Origin of the sequence: Kitasatospora papulosa (assembly GCF_000717245.1) — a bacterium.
GTDB lineage: Bacteria > Actinomycetota > Actinomycetes > Streptomycetales > Streptomycetaceae > Streptomyces > Streptomyces papulosus.
On record NZ_JNYQ01000004.1, the window covers coordinates 299,042 to 318,558 of the forward strand.

Here is a 19,517-nt window from a genome sequence, read left to right on the forward strand (position 1 = left end):
GGGCCATGAGCTCCCCCACCGAGCCCTCGGAGGCACGCAATGCCCGTGCACAGATCCGGAACCTCAGCCCGCCGCCCCCGCCTCTTCGCGGCAGGCACCCTCCTCGCCGCACTCACCCTCCTGTTCACCCTGCCCGGCACGGCCTCCGCGGCCGACCTCCCCGAACGGGGCACGGCGAGGATGGGGCAGGGAGTCATCGCCCACGACGGCCAGGGCGGCGGCGCGCCGACCGGCACGAGGGCCGTCCAGACCGAGGGCGTGGACGTCAGCGGCCACCAGGGCGACGTCGCCTGGGCGACGCTCTGGAACAGCGGCGTGAAGTGGGCCTACGTCAAGGCCACCGAGGGGACGTACTACAAGAACACGTACTTCACGCAGCAGTACAACGGTTCCTACAACATCGGCATGATCCGGGGCACTTACCACTTCGCCACCCCGGACACCACGAGCGGCGCCGCCCAGGCGAACTACTTCGTGGACAACGGCGGCGGCTGGTCCAGGGACGGCAGGACACTTCCCGGCGTGCTGGACATCGAGTGGAATCCGTACGGTGCGCAGTGCTACGGCAAGACCCAGGCCGGGATGGTCGCCTGGATCCGCGACTTCGTGAACACCTACAAGGCGCGCACCGGGCGTGACGCGGTGATCTACACCGCGACCAGCTGGTGGAAGGACTGCACGGGCAACAACGCGGGCTTCGGCGCCACCAACCCGCTCTGGGTGGCGCGGTACAACACGACGGTCGGCGAACTCCCGGCCGGCTGGGGCTACTACACGATGTGGCAGTACACGTCGTCGGGCCCGACCGTCGGCGACCACAACCACTTCAACGGCGCCCTGGACCGCGTGGTGGCGCTCGCGAACGGCTGATCCTCCCGCACGACGCACGACCACGACCACGACGCACGACGCACGACGCAGGACCGGGCCCCGGTGACCAGCTCCAGGTCACCGGGGCCCGGCGTTGCACCTCACCCCGCTATGCACTCTGCGTATACATGCTGTGTATAGTCGCGCCGTGCCGCACCGTCGGCGTGCGGCCGAGTCAGGGGAAGTGACGTGCTGTGCCTGTTGTGCCCGGAAAGATGACGCCGTTCCGTCCGGGGTTGGCCGCCGCCCTGGTGACGGTGCTCACACTGACGCTCGGCGGCTGTGCGATGGGGACCACGGCTCCCGCGTCCGCCCGCGCCGACGCCGCTTCCGACGCCAAGGGGTCGTTCGGACAGGTGGACTGCCGGAAGGCCAAGTGCATCGCGCTGACGTTCGACGCGGGGCCGGCGAAGGACACTCCGCGCCTCCTGGACGTGCTCAAGGAGAAGCGGGTTCCCGCCACGTTCTTCCTGCTGGGCAGGGACCACGTGCTGAAGCACCCGGAGACGGTGCGGCGCATCGAGGACGAGGGCCACGAGGTCGCCAACCACACCTGGTCCCACGAGATCCTGACCGACAAGGAGCCCGGTGAGATACGGGCCGAGCTGGAGAGGACGCAGCTCGCGATCGAGGACGTCACCGGGAAGCGGCCCCGGCTGATGCGTCCCCCGCAGGGCCGCACGGACGCCACCGTCTCGGAGGTCTGCGAGGAGCTCGGGCTCTCCCAGGTCCTGTGGAGCGCGACCGCCAAGGACTACTCCACGAACGACTCCGCGCTGATCAGGAAGCGGATACTCGACCAGGCCGGCAAGGACGGGATCATCCTGCTGCACGACATCTACGAGGGCACGGTCCCCGCGGTGCCGGGCATCATCGACACGCTGAAGGAGCGGGGCTACACCTTCGTGACCGTCCCCCAGCTGATGGCCCCGGCGGAGCCGCGGCCCGGCACGGTGTACCGCCCCTGACCGGCTCCGCACGCGGAACGGTCCGCCCTCCCGGGGGAGGACGGACCGTCCGTACCGGCCGTCGGCGTGATGCCACGCCCGTCACAGCATGGCGCCTACGCGGCGGCCGGGAGCCTGTCCTGCGCCCTGGCCGAGGCCGGGGCGAGGGCGATCTCCAGCACCTGGCGGACGTCGGTCACCGGGTGGACGTCCAGGGTGTCGAGGACCTCCGCCGGCACGTCGTCCAGGTCGGCCTCGTTGCGCTGGGGGATCACCACGGTGGTGATGCCCGCGCGGTGGGCGGCCAGCAGCTTCTGCTTCAGACCGCCGATCGGCAGCACCCGTCCCGTCAGCGACACCTCACCGGTCATCGCCACGTCCGTGCGGACCAGCCGTCCGGAGAGCAGCGAGGCCAGCGCGGTGGTCAGGGTGATGCCGGCGCTCGGGCCGTCCTTCGGGACCGCGCCCGCCGGGAAGTGGATGTGCACGCCCCGGTCCTTCAGGTCGGCGACCGGAAGTTCCAGCTCCGCCCCGTGCGAGCGCAGGAAGCTCAGGGCGATCTGCGCGGACTCCTTCATGACGTCGCCGAGCTGGCCGGTCAGGGTCAGTCCGGACGCCCCGGTCTCCGGGTCGGCGAGCGAGGCCTCGACGAACAGCACGTCACCGCCCGCGCCCGTCACCGCGAGCCCGGTGGCCACGCCCGGCACCGCGGTGCGGCGCCCGGCCGGGTCCTGGGCGGACTCGGGAACGTGGTGCGGCCGTCCGATCAGTCCCCGCAGATCCTGCTCGGACACCGTGAACGGGAGCTCCCGCTCACCCAGTTCGTGCTGGGCCGCGACCTTGCGCAGCAGCCGGGCGACGGACCGCTCCAGGTTCCGCACCCCGGCCTCCCGGGTGTACTCGCCCGCCAGCTTGCGCAGTGCGGACTCGTCGAGACCGACCTCGTCCTCCTGCAGACCGGCACGCTCCAGCTGGTGCGGGAGCAGGTGGTCACGGGCGATGACGACCTTCTCGTCCTCGGTGTAGCCGTCGAGCGTGACCAGCTCCATGCGGTCGAGCAGGGCCTCGGGGATGGCGTCGAGAACGTTCGCCGTGGCGAGGAACACGACGTCGCTGAGGTCGAGTTCGACCTCCAGGTAGTGGTCGCGGAAGGTGTGGTTCTGCGCCGGGTCGAGCACTTCGAGCAGGGCGGCCGCCGGATCGCCCCGGAAGTCGGATCCGACCTTGTCGATCTCGTCGAGCAGGACGACGGGGTTCATCGATCCGGCTTCCTTGACCGCCCGGACGATGCGCCCGGGAAGCGCGCCGACGTACGTACGCCGGTGACCCCGGATCTCCGCCTCGTCCCGCACACCGCCGAGCGCGACGCGGACGAACTTGCGCCCCATGGCGTGCGCCACGGACTCGCCGAGGGAGGTCTTGCCCACGCCGGGCGGGCCGACCAGGGCCAGCACGGCGCCGCCGCGGCGTCCGCCGACCACACCGAGCCCGCGGTCGGTACGCCGCTTGCGCACCGCGAGGTACTCGGTGATGCGCTCCTTCACGTCGCCGAGGCCCGCGTGTTCGGCGTCGAGGATCTCCCGTGCGCCGCGGATGTCGTAGGCGTCCTCGGTGCGCTCGTTCCAGGGGAGCTCGAGGACGGTGTCCAGCCAGGTGCGGATCCAGGACCCCTCGGGGCTCTGGTCGGAGGCGCGCTCCAGCTTCTCGACCTCCTTGAGGGCGGCCTCACGGACGTGTCCGGGGAGGTCGGCGGCCTCGACGCGGGCCCGGTAGTCGTCGGACTCGTCGCCGGAGCCGGACTCGCCGTTGAGCTCGGAGAGCTCCTTGCGCACGGCGTCGAGCTGTCGCCGCAGCAGGAATTCACGCTGCTGCTTGTCGACGCCCTCCTGGACGTCCTTGGCGATGGACTCGGCGACGTCCTGCTCGGCGAGGTGTTCGCCGAGCCACTGGATGGCCAGCTTCAGCCGGGCCACCGCGTCGGCGGTCTCCAGCAGCTGGACCTTCTGCGCGGTGGTGAGGAAGGGCGAGTAACCGGAGTTGTCGGCGAGGGCGGAGATGTCGTCGATCTGCTGGACCCGGTCCACGACCTGCCAGGCACCGCGCTTCTTCAGCCAGCTGGTCGCGAGGGCCTTGTACTCCTTGGCCAGCTCGGCGGCGGAGCCGGGCAGGGGGTCGGGCACGGGCACGTCGATCCGGGTGCCCTCCACCCACAGGGCGTTGCCGGGGCCGCTGGTCCCGGCGCCGATGCGCACCCGGTCACGGGCGCGGATGAGGGCGCCCGGGTCCCCGTCGGAGAGCCGCCCGACCTGTTCCACGGTGCCCAGGACGCCGGTCCCGGTGTAGTTCCCGTCGATGCGCGGCACGAGCAGCACCTCGGGCTTGCCGCCCCCCGGCCGCGCGACGGCCTGCGCGGCCTCCACGGCGGCGCGCACCTCCGCGTCCGACAGATCGAGCGGTACCACCATTCCGGGCAGTACGACCTCGTCGTCCAGCGGCAGCACGGGCAGGTCGATCGGCGTGGACGTCCTGGAGGCGTCGGATCCTTCAGTCATGATCTCCCCTTAGGCAGGCAAGTTGAGCTATGTGGACTCAATGCTTGTGAGCCCGGCAATGTTCCCCGCCTCGCGTTCGCTCTCAGCGATCAGCAGTTCGCCGGCGCCCCCGTCTGCGGGAATCGCCCCAGCGGCACCCGCGGGGACGCCCGCTCCGCACCGCCGCGCGGGCGGCATCAGAGCCCCGGCCGCACCCGCCTCCACGGCAGCGCACGAAAAGGCCCGGCCATTCCCGGACCGGTCCGGGAGGACGCACCGGGGCGGCACCGGCACCACGGCCCCCGCGCGGGGCCCCAGGAGTGGGAGTGGGCAAAACGACTGGCCCGGGAGCCCCGGGCAGGGAAACATGGAACGGCCCGAGGGGAACCCGGGAGCCCGCCACCGCCTGCCGCAGACCGGAGAACGCGCCCATGCCGTCCGCCACAGACGCCCACCGCCCCGTCGTCCTCGACCGGCGCGAGGGGCCGTTCGGCGAAGTCGTCCTGCGCGAGCGGGGCAGCGACTTCGAGATCATCGCCAACGGCTGCTTCCTGATGGACACCTCCGACGGGCGGTCCGAGCGGCTGCTGATCGACGCGGCGCTCGCGGCCCTGCCCGCCGACAGGCCGGAGCCGTCGGTGCTCATCGGCGGACTCGGCGTCGGGTTCTCGCTGGTCCGGGCCGCCGAGGAACCGCGCTGGGGCCGGATCGCGGTCGTCGAGCGCGAACAGGCCATCGTGGACTGGCACCTCGACGGCCCGCTCGGACGGATCTCCGGCGCGGCGCTCGCGGACCCCCGGACCGAGGTACTCCGCACGGACCTCGTCGACCACCTCCGGACGACCACGGAGCGTTACGACGCCCTGTGTCTGGACATCGACAACGGCCCCGACTGGACCGTCACCGAGGGCAACGGAAGCCTCTACTCGGCGGCTGGTGTCGAGGCCTGCCGGACGCGCCTGACGCCCGGCGGAGTGCTCGCCGTATGGTCCGCACAGCCGTCCGCCGAGTTCGAGTCAACCTTGCGGAATGCCGGATTCCGCGCAGTAACGACCGAAGAAGTAGCCGTTGCCCGAGGTGTGCCGGACGTGGTCCATCTCGCACTCCGGGGGGAGTGAACCCCCCACCCGGTATGCACGCCCCGGTCCCCCCATGGACCGGACACCGCGACTCGGCCGATCCGGACCCTTTCCCCGGGTAACACCTTCACGACGGACAACACCCTGCGTAGCCGGAAGGCCTCCTCTGCCTTTACGCTGCTGACCGTCACAAGGGATCACCGACGACATCCACAAGCGATAACCGTGCCTCCGGAGGAATGGCCTCCGCGAGAACGGGCAGGGGCGGGGCGATGGAACAGACACACACCACCCACAACGGCGTCGCGGCCACCCCGGGGGCTCAGCGCCGGGTGCTGGTGGTAGAGGACGACGCCACGATCGTCGACGCCATCTCCGCCCGGTTGCGGGCCGAGGGCTTCCTGGTGCAGACGGCTCTCGACGGCCCGGCGGCCGTGGACGCGGCCGAGGCCTGGCAGCCCGACCTGATGGTGCTCGACATCATGCTTCCCGGCTTCGACGGCCTGGAGGTCTGCCGTCGTGTGCAGGCCCAGCGCCCGGTCCCGGTCCTGATGCTCACCGCACGCGACGACGAGACCGACATGCTCGTGGGACTCGGTGTCGGCGCCGACGACTACATGACCAAGCCGTTCTCCATGCGGGAACTGGCGGCGCGGGTCCACGTCCTGCTGCGCCGGGTGGAACGGGCCGCGCTGGCCGCGGTGACCCCGCGCAGCGGGATCCTGCGCCTCGGCGAGCTGGAGATCGACCACGCGCAGCGCCGTGTCAGGGTGCGCGCCGACGACGTCCACCTCACCCCGACCGAGTTCGATCTGCTGGTCTGCCTGGCCAACACCCCGCGAGCGGTGCTGTCCCGGGAACAGCTGCTGGCCGAGGTCTGGGACTGGGCGGACGCCTCCGGGACCCGCACGGTCGACAGCCACATCAAGGCTCTGCGCCGGAAGATCGGTGCCGAGCGGATCCGTACCGTGCACGGCGTCGGCTACGCCCTGGAGACCCCCGCGCCATGACGCGGCCCGGCTCCGGACTGCGGCCCTTCTCGATCAAGGCCAAGCTGGGCACGCTCGTGGTGATCTCCGTGTTCATCACGACCGGGCTCCTCATCGTCGCCCTGCGGACCAGGACCGAGTTCCGGTTCATCACGGTCTTCTCGGTGATCGCCACTCTGCTCATCACCCAGTTCGTGGCACACGGGCTGACCGCGCCGCTGGACGAGATGCGTGCCGTCGCACGGTCGATCTCGCACGGCGACTACACGAGACGGGTGAGCGGCGCCGGGCGGCGGGACGAACTCGGCGACCTGGCGCAGACGATCAACCGCATGACGGACGACCTGGAGGCGGAGGACCGGCACCGCAAGGAGCTGGTGGCCAACGTCTCCCACGAGCTGCGCACACCGATCGCCGCGCTCAGAGCCGTCCTGGAGAACGTGGTGGACGGGGTGTCCGCCGCGGATCCGGAGACGATGCGCACCGCGCTGAAACAGACGGAGCGGCTGGGCAGGCTGGTGGAGACCCTGCTGGACCTCTCCCGGCTCGACAACGGCGTGCTGGCGATCAAGGCGCGCCGTTTCGAGGTCTGGCCCTACCTGTCGGGCGTGCTGAAGGAGGCGAATCTCGCCGCCTCCCAGCGCCGGCTCTCCTCCGGTTCGGGCAACCACTCGCGTACCGACGTCCATCTGCACCTCGACGTGTCGCCGCCCGAGCTGACGGCGTACGCGGACGCGGAGCGCCTGCACCAGGTGGTCGCCAACCTGATCGACAACGCCGTGAAGCACAGCCCGCCGCACGGCCGGGTCACGGTGCTCGCACGGCGCGGGGAGCATCCCGAGTCGCTGGAGCTGGAGATCGTCGACGAGGGCCCCGGCATCCCCGAGGCGGAGCGCCACCGGGTCTTCGAGCGCTTCAACCGCGGCCAGGCGCCGTCCCCGCACGGTCCGGGCAGCGACGGCGGCACGGGGCTCGGCCTCGCGATCGCCCGCTGGGCGGTGGATCTCCACGGTGGCCGCATCGGCGTGGCCGAATCCACTCGTGGATGCCGTATCCAGGTCACCCTTCCAGGGGAAGCCCGAACGCAAGGTTGACCCAGTGTTCGAAGCGGAGGGACCCGTTTCTGCTTCCCGTCCGGGAAGAGATACGGTCCAAGGGGCTGCAGCACCGGCCCCGCGTACCCGAAGGGCAGCGGAACTCTGCTTGTTTCCCGCCATTTCATGCGCCGAAACCCGGCTTCGGATGTGATGTGCACGACGAAGACCGGCCCGGCCTGCACGTTACGGCTCGGGAGGCGTAGCCTTGATTTCCGCTGTCCATCACCTTGTGAAGCGGAAGAGGGCGGTTGCCGCCGTGTCGTCTCAGTCCCCCAGTAACTCGAGCATCTCGACCGATCAAGAAGCGGGCTCCGGGTCCAACCCGGCCGCCGCTTTCGGCCCCAATGAGTGGCTCGTCGACGAGATCTACCAGCAGTACCTCCAGGACCCCAACTCGGTCGACCGCGCCTGGTGGGACTTCTTCGCCGACTACAAGCCGGGTACGTCCGGCACGGCGGACAAGCCCGTCCCCGCACCCACGGGAGCGGTGACCCCGGCCGCGACCAACGGCGCCACGGCACAGGCTCCGGCCGCGCCGCAGGCGGCCCCGGCCGCACCCGCGGCCGCCGCTCCGGCGGCTCCGGCCGCCCCGGCGAAGGCCGCTCCCGCCGCTCCCGCCAAGGCGGCACCCGCGAAGGCGGCCCCGGCCGCCGCGAAGGCTGACGCCTCGACCGAGGCCCCGGCCGGCCCCGAGTACGTGACGCTGCGGGGCCCGTCGGCCGCCGTCGCGAAGAACATGAACGCCTCCCTGGAGCTGCCGACGGCCACGTCGGTCCGCGCCGTGCCGGTGAAGCTGCTCTTCGACAACCGCATCGTCATCAACAACCACCTGAAGCGGGCCCGTGGCGGGAAGATCTCCTTCACGCACCTCATCGGGTACGCGATGGTGCAGGCCCTCAAGGCCATGCCGTCGATGAACTACTCCTTCGCGGTGAAGGACGGCAAGCCGACCCTGGTCAAGCCGGAGCACGTGAACCTCGGCCTCGCCATCGACCTGGTGAAGCCGAACGGCGACCGTCAGCTCGTCGTCGCGGCCATCAAGAAGGCCGAGACCCTCAACTTCTTCGAGTTCTGGCAGGCCTACGAGGACATCGTCCGCCGTGCCCGCGTCGGCAAGCTCGGCATGGACGACTTCTCCGGGGTCACCGCCTCGCTGACGAACCCCGGCGGCATCGGCACCGTGCACTCGGTGCCCCGCCTGATGCCCGGACAGGGCCTCATCATGGGTGTCGGCGCCATGGACTACCCCGCGGAGTTCCAGGGCACCTCCCAGGACACCCTGAACAAGCTGGGTATCTCGAAGGTCATGACCCTGACCTCGACGTACGACCACCGGGTCATCCAGGGTGCCGCGTCCGGCGAGTTCCTCCGCGTCCTGGCCCAGCTGCTGCTCGGCGAGAACGACTTCTACGACGAGATCTTCAAGGCGCTGCGCATCCCCTACGAGCCGGTCCGCTGGCTCAAGGACATCGACGCCTCGCACGACGACGACGTCACCAAGGCCGCGCGGGTCTTCGAGCTGATCCACTCCTACCGGGTCCGCGGTCACGTGATGGCCGACACCGACCCGCTGGAGTACCGCCAGCGCAAGCACCCCGACCTGGACATCACCGAGCACGGCCTCACCCTGTGGGACCTGGAGCGCGACTTCGCGGTCGGCGGTTTCGCCGGCAAGACGATGATGAAGCTCCGCGACATCCTCGGCGTCCTGCGTGAGTCGTACTGCCGCACCACCGGCATCGAGTTCATGCACATCCAGGAGCCGAAGGAGCGCAAGTGGCTCCAGGACCGGGTGGAGCGTCCGCGCCCCGCTCCGGAGCGCGAGGAGCAGCTGCGGATCCTGCGCCGCCTCAACGCCGCCGAGGCGTTCGAGACGTTCCTGCAGACCAAGTACGTCGGCCAGAAGCGCTTCTCGCTGGAGGGCGGCGAGTCCGTCATCCCGCTGCTCGACGCGGTCATCGACTCCGCCGCCGAGGCCCGCCTCGACGAGGTCGTCATCGGCATGGCCCACCGCGGCCGGCTGAACGTCCTGGCGAACATCGTGGGCAAGTCGTACGCACAGATCTTCCGGGAGTTCGAGGGCAACCTCGACCCGCGGTCGATGCACGGCTCCGGCGACGTCAAGTACCACCTGGGCGCCGAGGGCACCTTCACCGGTCTGGACGGCGAGCAGATCAAGGTCTCGCTGGCCGCCAACCCCTCGCACCTGGAGGCCGTCGACCCGGTCCTCGAGGGCATCGCGCGCGCCAAGCAGGACATCATCAACAAGGGCGGCACGGACTTCACGGTCCTGCCCGTCGCGCTCCACGGCGACGCGGCCTTCGCGGGCCAGGGCGTCGTCGCCGAGACGCTCAACATGTCGCAGCTGCGCGGCTACCGCACCGGCGGCACCGTGCACGTGGTGATCAACAACCAGGTCGGCTTCACCGCCGCCCCGGAGTCCTCTCGCTCCTCGATGTACGCCACGGACGTGGCGCGCATGATCGAGGCGCCGATCATCCACGTCAACGGCGACGACCCGGAGGCCGTGGTCCGCGTCGCGCGGCTCGCCTTCGAGTACCGGCAGACGTTCAACAAGGACGTCGTGATCGACCTCATCTGCTACCGCCGCCGCGGTCACAACGAGGGCGACAACCCGGAGTTCACCAACCCGCAGATGTACACCCTGATCGACAAGAAGCGCTCGGTGCGCAAGCTCTACACCGAGTCCCTCATCGGTCGTGGCGACATCACGCTGGAAGAGGCCGAACAGGCGCTCCAGGACTTCCAGGGGCAGCTGGAGAAGGTCTTCGCCGAGGTCCGCGAGGCCACCTCCGCACCGTCCCAGCCGCACGTCCCGGACGTCCAGGCGGAGTTCCCGGTCTCGGTCGGCACCGCGGTGTCCTCCGAGGTCGTGAAGCTGATCGCCGAGTCGCAGGTCAACATCCCCGACGGCATCACGGTGCACCCGCGTCTGCTGCCGCAGATGCAGCGCCGCGCGGCCTCGGTGGACAACGGCACGATCGACTGGGGCATGGGCGAGACCCTGGCCATCGGTTCGCTGCTGATGGAGGGCACCCCGGTCCGGCTCGCCGGCCAGGACACCCGCCGCGGCACGTTCGGTCAGCGTCACGCCGTCCTCGTCGACCAGAAGACCGGCGAGGACTACACCCCGCTGCTCTACCTCTCCGAGGACCAGGCCCGTTACAACGTCTACGACTCGCTGCTCAGCGAGTACGCGGCGATGGGCTTCGAGTACGGCTACTCGCTGGCCCGCCCGGAGTCCCTGGTGATCTGGGAGGCCCAGTTCGGTGACTTCGTCAACGGCGCCCAGACCGTCGTGGACGAGTTCATCTCCTCCGCCGAGCAGAAGTGGGGCCAGACGTCCGGCGTCACCCTGCTGCTCCCGCACGGCTACGAGGGCCAGGGCCCGGACCACTCGTCCGCGCGCCCGGAGCGCTTCCTGCAGATGTGCGCGCAGGACAACATGACGGTCGCGATGCCGACCCTCCCGTCGAACTACTTCCACCTTCTGCGCTGGCAGGTGCACAACCCGCACCACAAGCCGCTGATCGTCTTCACCCCGAAGTCGATGCTGCGTCTCAAGGCCGCCGCCTCGAAGGTCGAGGAGTTCACCACCGGCGGCTTCCGCCCGGTGATCGGCGACGAGACGGTCGGCGCCGAGGCGGTCCGCAAGGTCGTGTTCGTGTCCGGGAAGCTCTACTACGACCTGGACGCCGAGCGCGAGAAGCGCGGCGACACGGAGACGGCGATCATCCGGCTGGAGCGTCTGTACCCGCTGCCGGGTGCGGAGATCCAGGCCGAGATCGCCAAGTACCCGAACGCCGAGAAGTACCTCTGGGCCCAGGAGGAGCCGGCGAACCAGGGTGCGTGGCCGTTCATCGCGCTCAACCTGATCGACCACCTGGACCTGGCCGTCGGCGCCGACGTGCCGCACGGTGAGCGCCTGCGCCGCATCTCGCGTCCGCACGGCTCGTCCCCGGCGGTCGGCTCGGCCAAGCGTCACCAGGCGGAGCAGACCCAGCTGGTCAACGAGGTCTTCGAGGCCTGATCAGCGGCTGTACGTCCGGAGGGCCCGGCCCCGCGAGCATCTCGCGGGGCCGGGCCCTCCGGCGTTCCGGCCTCGTTATTCTTGTCCCATGTACTTCACGGACCGTGGCATCGAGGAACTGGAGAAGCGGCGCGGCGAGGAGGAGGTCACCTTCGAGTGGCTCGCCGAGCAGCTCCGTACGTTCGTCGACCTCAACCCCGACTTCGAGGTCCCCGTCGAGCGCCTCGCGACGTGGCTGGCCCGGCTGGACGACGACGAGGACGAGTAGCAGGCCGGCGCGTCACCGCCACACGCCGTCTCCGTCCGCCTCCCTGAAGCGGTTGTACGCGAGCCCCAGCAGCCCCTGTACGAGGAGGACCAGGCCCGCGGTGATCCAGCCTCCGCTGCGCCGCCGGGCGCCCCACAGGGTCAGCGGCAGTCCCGCGGCGACCTGCGCGGTGGCCACCGCGCGGGCCTTGGGCCCGACCATCCAGGGGCCGAGGCTGCCGCTCTCCACGGCATCGAGCTCCACCCGCACGGCGTCACGCCAGCCGCCCCATTCGATCGGTTCGGCCTGCGGGAGGACGCCCGCCACCGAGCGGAGCCGGTCGGCCGGTTCGCCCGGGGCGAGTCCGGGCGGCAGGTCCACCCCGGTCCGGCCGAGCACGGCCAGCAGGCCGCGCAGCCGTGTGCCGGCGTCGGCCTCGGCGTCCCCGCGGGTGAGGCCTTCCAGCACCTGGACGTCGAGGACCGGGTCGAGGCCCAGACGGGCGGCGAAGGTCCGCATGGCCTCGTCCTCACCCACCGGGGTGCCGTCGGCCAGCCAGACGTAGCCGACGGGCCGCCGGAATCCGGCCGCCAGGGTGAAGCCCGAGCGGTCGCCGTCCCACCACAGGGCGAGCACCGGCCAGGTGGAGCCCACCGCGAGTGCGGTGGCCCAACCGCCGACGACCCGGTCGACGGGTTCCGTGCCTCCCTCCCCCGGGACGCCGGCGGCCGAAGGGCCGTGCGTGCGCCAGGGCTTGCCCTCGGGGACGAGCACGCTCCAGCCGTCCCCGGCGGGGACGAGCGTCATGCCCTCCTGAAGGAGATGGGCCACGGGCCGTACGGTCTCGGGGTCGGCCCGGCACAGCAGCAGGGCACCCACGGATGTCGCGGTCATGCCCCACACGCTAGGGCAATTCGCCCACACATGAACTATTCGCACCACGGGATCACCCTCGCCGCGCGCATCCATTCGATTCCCCCTTGACTTCATCAATCCGCGATATATCGTGTTGAGAACAAGACGCGATATGTTGCGTCACGCCGTTCAGCGGGAGGTCAGATCCATGCCCGAGTCGACGTGGACCGTCGCCGAGCCCAGGAAGCTCGCGTTCGACGAACCCGTGACCGCGCTCAACGTGCGCATCGTCGACGGAGCGATCAACATCGTCGGCACGGACGAACCGACGGCACGGCTGGAGGTCTCCGCGATCGACGGGCCGCCGCTGATCGTGACCCTGACGGACGGCACGCTCACCGTCGCCTACGAGGACCTGCCGTGGCAGGGGCTCCTGACCTGGCTGGACCGCAGGAGTCCGCGCCGCAGGGCCGCCGTCTCGCTGGCCGTGCCGGCAGGGGCGGAGGTGGAGGTCGGTGTGATCGGAGCCGAGGCGGTCGTCTCGGGGATCCGGGGACGCACCGAACTGCGCGGCATCTCCGGCGACAGCACCCTGGTGGGCCTCTCCGGGGTCGTACGGGCCGAGACCGTGTCCGGCAGCCTGGAGGCCCAGACCGTCACCGGCGACCTTCGCTTCCAGTCCGTGTCGGGCGACCTCACGGTCGTCGAGGGTGCGGGCACCTCGGTCCGGGCGGAGTCGGTGACCGGGGCCATGGTGATCGACCTCGACTCATCCCCGGAGCCGACGGACATCAGACTGACCTCGGTGTCCGGTGAGATCGCCATTCGCCTGCCCCACCCCGCCGACGCGAAGGTGGAGGCGAACACCGCGAGCGGGACCGTCTCCAACGCCTTCGAGGACCTGCGGGTGGGCGGCCAGTGGGGTGCCAAGAAGATCACCGGCACGCTCGGCGCGGGCACGGGGAAACTGAAGGCGACCACCGTCTCGGGTTCGATCGCCCTGCTGCGCCGGCCGGCCGCCCCGGACCACGCGCATGATGCCGAGCCGACCGGAAAGGTGCTCTGACATGGCCCCCGTATTCGCCCACGGCCGTTTGCGCCTGTACCTCCTCAAGCTTCTGGACGAGGCTCCCCGCCACGGCTACGAGGTGATCCGCCTCCTGGAGGAACGCTTCCAGGGGCTGTACGCGCCGTCGGCGGGCACCGTCTATCCGCGCCTGGCCAAGCTGGAGGCCGAGGGCCTGGTCACTCACGCCACCGAGGGCGGCCGCAAGGTCTACTCCATCACCGAGGCCGGACGGGCCGAGCTGGCGGGCCGGGGCGGCGAACTGGCCGATCTGGAGCTGGAGATCCGCGAGTCCGTGTCCGAGCTGGCGGCCGAGATCCGCGACGACGTGCGGGGCGCCGCCGGCCAGCTGCGCAGCGAGATGCGCGCGGCCGCCTCCGAGTCACGGCAGACCTCCGGCGGGGGCCGGAGCGGCTGGGATCCCGGATTCGGGGAGAAAGAGGCATGGAGCGCGGCGAAGGAGGAGCTGCGCAAGGCGAAGCAGGAGTGGAAGGAACAGGCCCGCAGGGCGAAGGACGAGTCCCGCAAGGCCCGTGAGGACGCCGAGCAGGCGCGCCGTCAGGCCCAGGAGGCGCACGAGAAGGCGCGGGAGCAGGTACAGAACGCCGCGCGCCAGGTCCAGGAGCACTTCGCGCGGGGTGACTGGCCGGCGGGCGTGCGGGACGGACTGGCCGAGATCACCGGCCAGCTCGGCGGCTTCGCCCGGACGGGCACCTGGCCGTCGTACAGTCGCCCCGCACCCGAGGAGCCGGACATCGAGTGGGCCGCCGACACCGCGAGCACCGGCGACCCGGCCCGTGACCTGGACCGCCTGCTGGACCGCTTCCGCGACGACATCCGTGACGCGGCCCGGGACCGTGGTGTCACCGGGGCCCAGCTCTCCGAGGCCCGCGGTCATCTGGCTTCGGCCGCGACCCATATCGATGCGCTGCTGCGGGGATCCGCCGACGGAGCGAGGGGCACCAAGGACGCGTCCTGATCCCCGTCCCCCGCCGTCCGGCCACGGCCGGACGGCGGACGGCCGGTCAGCTCGCCTCGCGGCTCTCCCCGTCGTCTCCGTACAGCGCCCGCTCCACCATGGCGTAGGTCGCCCCGTGCTCTGCGAGTACATCGGCGACGACACCGGGGCCGGCGGTCAGGGCCAGCAGAAGGTGCTCCTCGCCGATGAAGCGGTCGCGCCGGCCGAGCGCGATGCGCAGGGACTTCTCCAGGATGCTCTTGGCGCCGCCCGTGAAGGGCCGCCGACGGGACCGCCGGCGCCGGTTCCCGCGGGCCGCCGCCAGGGCTCCCTCACCGTGGACGCCCTCGACCCGGGCCAGGATCTCGGTGATGTCGATGCCGATGCCGGCGAGGGCCGCGGTATCCGCCTCGGTGAGCCCGCCACGGCGGCGGGCCTCCGCGAGGGCCGACTCCATCGAGTCCCGCCGGTCGGTGAGCCCGAGGGCGGCGACGGCGAAGGAGGCGCGACTGCCCTTCTGGTCGAGAAGCGAGAGCAGCAGGTGCTCCTCGGTGACGGAGTCCGCCTCGGCCCGCTCGGCGTGGGTGACGGCGCCGGTCACGACGGCCCGGGCTCCCTTGGTGAATCGCTCGAACATCAATGCCTCCCGTACTTCTTGTGCACGGCCTGCCTGCTGACACCCAGCTCGGCAGCGATCTCCTGCCACGACCACCCCTGGACGCGGGCGCTTCTCACCTGGACGGCTTCGAGTTGCTCGAGCAGCCTCCGCAGCGCGGCGACGGCCCGCAGCCCGACACGCGGGTCGCGGTCACCGGCACGTGCGGCGAGATCCGTTGCTTCGGTCATGATGTCAACCTACGTTGACATCATGATGTGTGTCAATGAAAGTTGACAGGCATCGGGTGGCGAGACCCGGCGGGCCGACGCCCCCAGCCCCAAGGGCGACACCGCTGCCCCGGGCCGCCGCGGTGGCGCGGTACGAGACCCGGCCTCCCTAGGTGGTGAGGACGATCTTCCCGAAGAGATCACCGGCGGCCAGCCGCTCGAAGCCCTCGCGGGCCCGGTCCAGCGGCAGCGTCGCGTCGATGACCGGCCGCACACCGGTGGCCGCGCAGAACGACAGCAGGTCCTCCAGCTCGTCCTTGGAGCCCATGGTCGAGCCGACGATCCTGAGTTCCAGGAAGAAGATCCGGGTCAGCTCCGCGTGGGAGGGCCGGTCCCCGCTGGTGGCACCCGAGATGACCAGAGTGCCGCCGGGCCGCAGCGACTTGACCGAGTGGGACCAGGTCGCGGCGCCGACGGTCTCGATGACGGCGTCGACGCGCTTCGGCAGCCGGGCCCCGGGTTCGTAGGCCTCGACGGCTCCCAGCTCGACGGCCCGCTTGCGCTTGGCCTCGTCACGGCTGGTGGCGAACATCCGCAGCCCGGCGGCCTTGCCGAGCACGATCGCGGCGGTGGCCACACCGCCGCCCGCGCCCTGGACGAGCACGGAGTCACCGGGCCGTACACCGGCGTTCGTGAACAGCATCCGGTACGCCGTCAGCCAGGCGGTCGGCAGGCAGGCGGCCTGCTCGAAGCTGAGTTCCTTCGGCTTGGGCAGCACGTTCCAGCTGGGGACGGTGACCTGCTCGGCGAACGTGCCCTGGTAGCGCTCGGTCAGGATCGAGCGGGGCTCGTCCGGGCCGACGCCGTGCCCCGTCTGCCCGATGACGGAGTGCAGGACCACCTCGTTGCCGTCCTGGTCGATACCGGCGGCGTCGCAGCCGAGGATCATGGGCAGCTTGTCCTCGGCGAGGCCGACCCCCCGCAGGGACCAGAGGTCGTGATGGTTGAGCGACGCGGCCTTGACCCGGACCGTGGTCCACCCGGACCGGGCCTCGGGGGCGGGGCGTTCACCCAGTTCGAGTCCGTCGAGGGGGCGGTCACGGTCGATGCGGGCTGCGTAGGCGGCGAACATGGCCACGACGATAGGCCGTGACGCGCCGTGACGTAACCGTTCGAAGGTGTGACACACGCCCCAGCCCGCGGGGCTCGACGCTCCGGGAGCGGAAGGGCGGGGCGGGATGCGCGCGACCGCGCCCCGCCCCGCCCCGTCCCGCGTCAGCGCCGCGCGACGCCCTCGGCGCGCGCGGCCGCGGCCACCGCCGCGGTGACGGCGGGTGCGACCCGCTCGTCGAACGGCGACGGGATCACGTAGTGGGCCGCCAGCTCGTCGCCGACGACGTCCGCCAGCGCGTTCGCCGCCGCGATCTTCATGCCCTCGGTGATCCGGGAAGCCCGCACCTGCAGCGCGCCCGCGAAGATGCCGGGGAACGCCAGCACGTTGTTGATCTGGTTCGGGTAGTCCGACCGTCCGGTCGCCACCACGGCCGCGTACTTGTGCGCGACGTCGGGGTGGACCTCGGGGTTCGGGTTGGCCATGGCGAACACGAACGCGCCGGGCGCCATCGAGGCCACGGCCGGCTCGGGGACCGTACCGCCGGAGACGCCGATGAAGACGTCGGCACCGGCCAGCGCGGTCTCCAGGGAGCCGGTGATGCCCGCCCGGTTGGTGATCTCGGCCAGCTCGCGCTTGACCTCGGTGAGGTCGTCGCGGTCGCCGCTGACGACGCCCTTGCGGTCGGCGACGGCGACGTCACCGATGCCGGCCTCCAGGAGGAACTTCGCGATGGCCACACCCGCCGCGCCGGCGCCGGAGATGACGGCGCGCAGATCACCGAGCGTACGGCCGGACAGCTTCGCGGCGTTGCGCAGGGCCGCGAGGGTGACCACCGCCGTGCCGTGCTGGTCGTCGTGGAAGACCGGGATGTCGAGACGCTCCTGGAGCTTGCGCTCGATCTCGAAGCACCGGGGCGCCGAGATGTCCTCCAGGTTCACCCCGCCGAAGGACGGCGCAAGGCGGACGACGGTCTCGACGATCTCGTCGGCGTCGGTCGTGGCGAGCGCGATCGGCACCGCGTCGACCCCGCCGAACTGCTTGAAGAGGATCGCCTTGCCCTCCATCACGGGGAGGGAGGCCTCAGGACCGATGTCCCCGAGGCCGAGCACCGCGGTGCCGTCCGTGACGACGGCCACGACCTGCGACTTCCAGGTGTAGTCGTGGACGAGTTCGGGCTGCTCGGCGATGGCGCTGCACACCTTGGCCACGCCGGGCGTGTACGCGAGGGACAGGTCGTCCTTGTCGCGGATCGGAACGGTGGCCTGCACGGCCATCTTCCCGCCGCGGTGAAGGGCGAAAGCCGGGTCGAAGGGCTCGTCCGCACCGCTGGGTCCTGCCGCACCGGCCGTGCCGTGCGTCGTGCTGTCGCTGCGAGGATTGACGATCTCCGCTGCCATTGTGTTGACCCCTTAAGTCTTCATCATTTGAGGGTGGCCACTCCTGGTTGAGGAGGGGTGGGCGGGCACCGCGTACGTTCCCGGCGCTGAGCGGTTGGACCGCTCCGGCAGGGGAGGCACATACGCGCGGGCGCGCCGCACACGCGCCCTGAGCCCCGGATGAGGGGTGTAAAGGTCTTTCTTACCGGACGGACCGGGCCTCTTACGAGTCGGTATCGACTCGGTGAGATGACTCATAGCCGAATATCTGGACAAGTCCACTAAGGGCTACAAAGGCGGTCCGTAGGTCGAGACGCACCGGAGATTCTCCGGAAGGGTGCGCACTTTCCAGCAGATGGTCCGGCCTTGCCGTACCGGCCCGTTGAGGTTCGGGGGTCGCCCGTTACCCGATTTTGACATGGCTGGACCCCTGATCGGGTGAGTCCGAATGGCAAGATGCCCTAATCACACAAGGTGGCGTCACTCGAAGGTGCGTGCGTACCCACCTGAAAAGGCAGCATTCCCTCACCGCCGGAGGATTCCGATCATGACCGCAAGCACCCTCTGTCGTACGGCCGCGAAGTCCCGGATTGCCGCGGTCTGCGCAGTCGCGGTCGCCGGCACCCTGCTGCTGACCGCCTGTGGCGACCAGACCGACAGCGGTTCGAAGAAGGCCGCGGACGGCACGTCCGGGAACACCGCCCCGCTCTTCGACAAGCTGCCGGAGAAGTACCAGAAGTCCGGCGTCATCAAGGTCGGCACGAACGCCGAGTACGCGCCGATGGAGTCCGTCGAGAACGGCAAGATCGTCGGTGTGGACCCCGACCTCGCCGAGGCGCTCGGCAAGCAGCTCGGTGTGAAGTTCGAGTTCACCTCCGGCTCGTTCGACGGCCTGATCACCGCTCTCAACACCGGCCGCCACGACATCGCCATGTCGTCCATCACGGACAACAAGCAGCGCCAGGAGGGCCTGGACGACAGCGGCAAGAAGCTCGGCAAGGGCGTCGACTTCGTCGACTACTTCCTGGCCGGCACCGCCGTCTACACCAAGAAGGGCAACCCCGAGGGCATCAAGTCCATCGAGGACCTGTGCGGCAAGGGCGCGGCGGTCCAGCGCGGCACCACGTACGAGAAGGCCCTGCAGAAGCAGTCGAAGGCGTGCACGGACGGCGGCAAGAAGGCCGTCGACATCCAGTCCTTCGAGAACGACACAGAGGCCCAGACCCGTGTGAAGTCGGGCGGCGCCGTCGCCGGTGTCAACGACTACCCCGTCGCCCTCGACCTGGCCCGCAAGGCCAACGGCGGCAAGGACTTCGAGGTCGTCGGCGAGCAGGTCGACGCCGGCCCCTTCGGCATCGCCGTGAACAAGGACAACACCGAGCTGCGTGACGCGCTCAAGGAGGCCGTGGACGCGATCATCGCCGACGGTTCCTACCAGAAGGTCCTCGACAAGTGGGGTGCCGGGACCGGCGCGATCGACAAGGCCGCCGTCAACGGCGGCAAGTGACCGGC

16 protein-coding genes are annotated in these 19,517 nt (G+C 70.6%); 10 read left to right on the forward strand and 6 right to left on the reverse strand.

Annotated features, from left to right (window positions below; translation table 11 throughout):
* The first annotated feature begins 39 nt into the window (after window positions 1-39).
* Window positions 40-870: a lysozyme gene (locus tag IA22_RS0112545; RefSeq protein ID WP_014154101.1), complete on the forward strand. Its 831-nt coding sequence runs from the start codon at window positions 40-42 to the stop codon at window positions 868-870.
* Window positions 871-1,085: 215 nt separating this feature from the next.
* Entirely contained in the window at window positions 1,086-1,838 is a 753-nt protein-coding gene (locus tag IA22_RS0112550; protein WP_030123644.1) for a polysaccharide deacetylase family protein, read from the forward strand.
* A 95-nt stretch (window positions 1,839-1,933) separates the two neighbouring features.
* Here the strand turns inward: IA22_RS0112550 and lon are convergent, their stop codons facing one another.
* Window positions 1,934-4,369 (reverse strand): endopeptidase La, encoded by a 2,436-nt coding sequence (lon, locus tag IA22_RS0112555; RefSeq protein WP_030123645.1) that lies wholly within the window; start codon window positions 4,367-4,369, stop codon window positions 1,934-1,936.
* 410 nt (window positions 4,370-4,779) lie between these two features.
* On the opposite strand from lon, the gene IA22_RS0112560 reads away from it, so the two are divergent.
* From IA22_RS0112560 to IA22_RS0112580, 5 genes are all read left to right on the forward strand, one after another.
* A complete protein-coding gene (locus IA22_RS0112560) occupies window positions 4,780-5,466 on the forward strand; it encodes a spermidine synthase family protein (protein ID WP_014154104.1) in 687 nt (228 codons plus the stop codon).
* A gap of 233 nt (window positions 5,467-5,699) precedes the next feature.
* Complete coding sequence (locus IA22_RS0112565; protein ID WP_014154105.1) at window positions 5,700-6,437, forward strand: response regulator transcription factor; 738 nt, start codon at window positions 5,700-5,702, stop codon at window positions 6,435-6,437.
* The gene (locus IA22_RS0112570; protein WP_014154106.1) at window positions 6,434-7,510 is read left to right on the forward strand and encodes a HAMP domain-containing sensor histidine kinase; all 1,077 of its coding nucleotides are present in this window, start codon (window positions 6,434-6,436) and stop codon (window positions 7,508-7,510) included. Before IA22_RS0112565 ends, IA22_RS0112570 begins: the two co-directional genes overlap by 4 nt.
* Window positions 7,511-7,769: 259 nt before the next feature.
* Window positions 7,770-11,564, forward strand: a complete 3,795-nt coding sequence (locus IA22_RS0112575) for a multifunctional oxoglutarate decarboxylase/oxoglutarate dehydrogenase thiamine pyrophosphate-binding subunit/dihydrolipoyllysine-residue succinyltransferase subunit (protein ID WP_030123646.1) — start codon at window positions 7,770-7,772, stop codon at window positions 11,562-11,564.
* A gap of 88 nt (window positions 11,565-11,652) precedes the next feature.
* A complete protein-coding gene (locus IA22_RS0112580) occupies window positions 11,653-11,832 on the forward strand; it encodes a DUF6104 family protein (protein WP_014048295.1) in 180 nt (59 codons plus the stop codon).
* 12 nt (window positions 11,833-11,844) lie between these two features.
* Here IA22_RS0112580 and IA22_RS0112585 read toward each other — a convergent pair whose 3' ends face one another.
* Window positions 11,845-12,705 carry a hypothetical protein gene (locus tag IA22_RS0112585; protein WP_030123647.1) on the reverse strand — a complete coding sequence of 287 codons (861 nt, stop codon included), beginning with the start codon at window positions 12,703-12,705 and terminating at the stop codon, window positions 11,845-11,847.
* A gap of 169 nt (window positions 12,706-12,874) precedes the next feature.
* On the opposite strand from IA22_RS0112585, the gene IA22_RS0112590 reads away from it, so the two are divergent.
* On the forward strand, window positions 12,875-13,732 hold the full coding sequence (locus IA22_RS0112590; RefSeq protein WP_030123648.1) for a DUF4097 family beta strand repeat-containing protein: 858 nt from the start codon (window positions 12,875-12,877) through the stop codon (window positions 13,730-13,732).
* Window position 13,733: 1 nt separating this feature from the next.
* Window positions 13,734-14,711, forward strand: coding sequence for a PadR family transcriptional regulator (locus IA22_RS0112595; RefSeq protein ID WP_014154110.1), 978 nt, complete (start codon window positions 13,734-13,736; stop codon window positions 14,709-14,711).
* 46 nt (window positions 14,712-14,757) lie between these two features.
* Here IA22_RS0112595 and IA22_RS0112600 read toward each other — a convergent pair whose 3' ends face one another.
* From IA22_RS0112600 to IA22_RS0112615, 4 genes are all read right to left on the reverse strand, one after another.
* Window positions 14,758-15,327, reverse strand: coding sequence for a Clp protease N-terminal domain-containing protein (locus IA22_RS0112600; RefSeq protein WP_015578706.1), 570 nt, complete (start codon window positions 15,325-15,327; stop codon window positions 14,758-14,760).
* A complete protein-coding gene (locus IA22_RS0112605) occupies window positions 15,327-15,536 on the reverse strand; it encodes a sigma factor-like helix-turn-helix DNA-binding protein (protein ID WP_014154112.1) in 210 nt (69 codons plus the stop codon). Before IA22_RS0112605 ends, IA22_RS0112600 begins: the two co-directional genes overlap by 1 nt.
* A gap of 148 nt (window positions 15,537-15,684) precedes the next feature.
* Window positions 15,685-16,647 carry a zinc-binding dehydrogenase gene (locus IA22_RS0112610; protein WP_014154113.1) on the reverse strand — a complete coding sequence of 321 codons (963 nt, stop codon included), beginning with the start codon at window positions 16,645-16,647 and terminating at the stop codon, window positions 15,685-15,687.
* A 143-nt stretch (window positions 16,648-16,790) separates the two neighbouring features.
* Window positions 16,791-18,026: an NAD(P)-dependent malic enzyme gene (locus IA22_RS0112615; RefSeq protein WP_014154114.1), complete on the reverse strand. Its 1,236-nt coding sequence runs from the start codon at window positions 18,024-18,026 to the stop codon at window positions 16,791-16,793.
* Window positions 18,027-18,552: 526 nt separating this feature from the next.
* Here IA22_RS0112615 and IA22_RS0112620 point away from each other — a divergent pair.
* A complete protein-coding gene (locus tag IA22_RS0112620) occupies window positions 18,553-19,512 on the forward strand; it encodes an ABC transporter substrate-binding protein (RefSeq protein WP_014154115.1) in 960 nt (319 codons plus the stop codon).
* The last annotated feature ends 5 nt before the right edge of the window (window positions 19,513-19,517 follow it).

Coding starts and splice junctions, on each gene's coding strand:
- IA22_RS0112545 (WP_014154101.1), top strand. CDS start 40: ATGCCCGTGCACAGATCCGGAACCTCAGCCCGCCGCCCCCGCCTCTTC.
- IA22_RS0112550 (WP_030123644.1), top strand. CDS start 1,086: ATGACGCCGTTCCGTCCGGGGTTGGCCGCCGCCCTGGTGACGGTGCTC.
- lon (WP_030123645.1), bottom strand. CDS start 4,369: ATGACTGAAGGATCCGACGCCTCCAGGACGTCCACGCCGATCGACCTG.
- IA22_RS0112560 (WP_014154104.1), top strand. CDS start 4,780: ATGCCGTCCGCCACAGACGCCCACCGCCCCGTCGTCCTCGACCGGCGC.
- IA22_RS0112565 (WP_014154105.1), top strand. CDS start 5,700: ATGGAACAGACACACACCACCCACAACGGCGTCGCGGCCACCCCGGGG.
- IA22_RS0112570 (WP_014154106.1), top strand. CDS start 6,434: ATGACGCGGCCCGGCTCCGGACTGCGGCCCTTCTCGATCAAGGCCAAG.
- IA22_RS0112580 (WP_014048295.1), top strand. CDS start 11,653: ATGTACTTCACGGACCGTGGCATCGAGGAACTGGAGAAGCGGCGCGGC.
- IA22_RS0112585 (WP_030123647.1), bottom strand. CDS start 12,705: ATGACCGCGACATCCGTGGGTGCCCTGCTGCTGTGCCGGGCCGACCCC.
- IA22_RS0112590 (WP_030123648.1), top strand. CDS start 12,875: ATGCCCGAGTCGACGTGGACCGTCGCCGAGCCCAGGAAGCTCGCGTTC.
- IA22_RS0112595 (WP_014154110.1), top strand. CDS start 13,734: ATGGCCCCCGTATTCGCCCACGGCCGTTTGCGCCTGTACCTCCTCAAG.
- IA22_RS0112600 (WP_015578706.1), bottom strand. CDS start 15,327: ATGTTCGAGCGATTCACCAAGGGAGCCCGGGCCGTCGTGACCGGCGCC.
- IA22_RS0112605 (WP_014154112.1), bottom strand. CDS start 15,536: ATGACCGAAGCAACGGATCTCGCCGCACGTGCCGGTGACCGCGACCCG.
- IA22_RS0112610 (WP_014154113.1), bottom strand. CDS start 16,647: ATGTTCGCCGCCTACGCAGCCCGCATCGACCGTGACCGCCCCCTCGAC.
- IA22_RS0112615 (WP_014154114.1), bottom strand. CDS start 18,026: ATGGCAGCGGAGATCGTCAATCCTCGCAGCGACAGCACGACGCACGGC.
- IA22_RS0112620 (WP_014154115.1), top strand. CDS start 18,553: ATGACCGCAAGCACCCTCTGTCGTACGGCCGCGAAGTCCCGGATTGCC.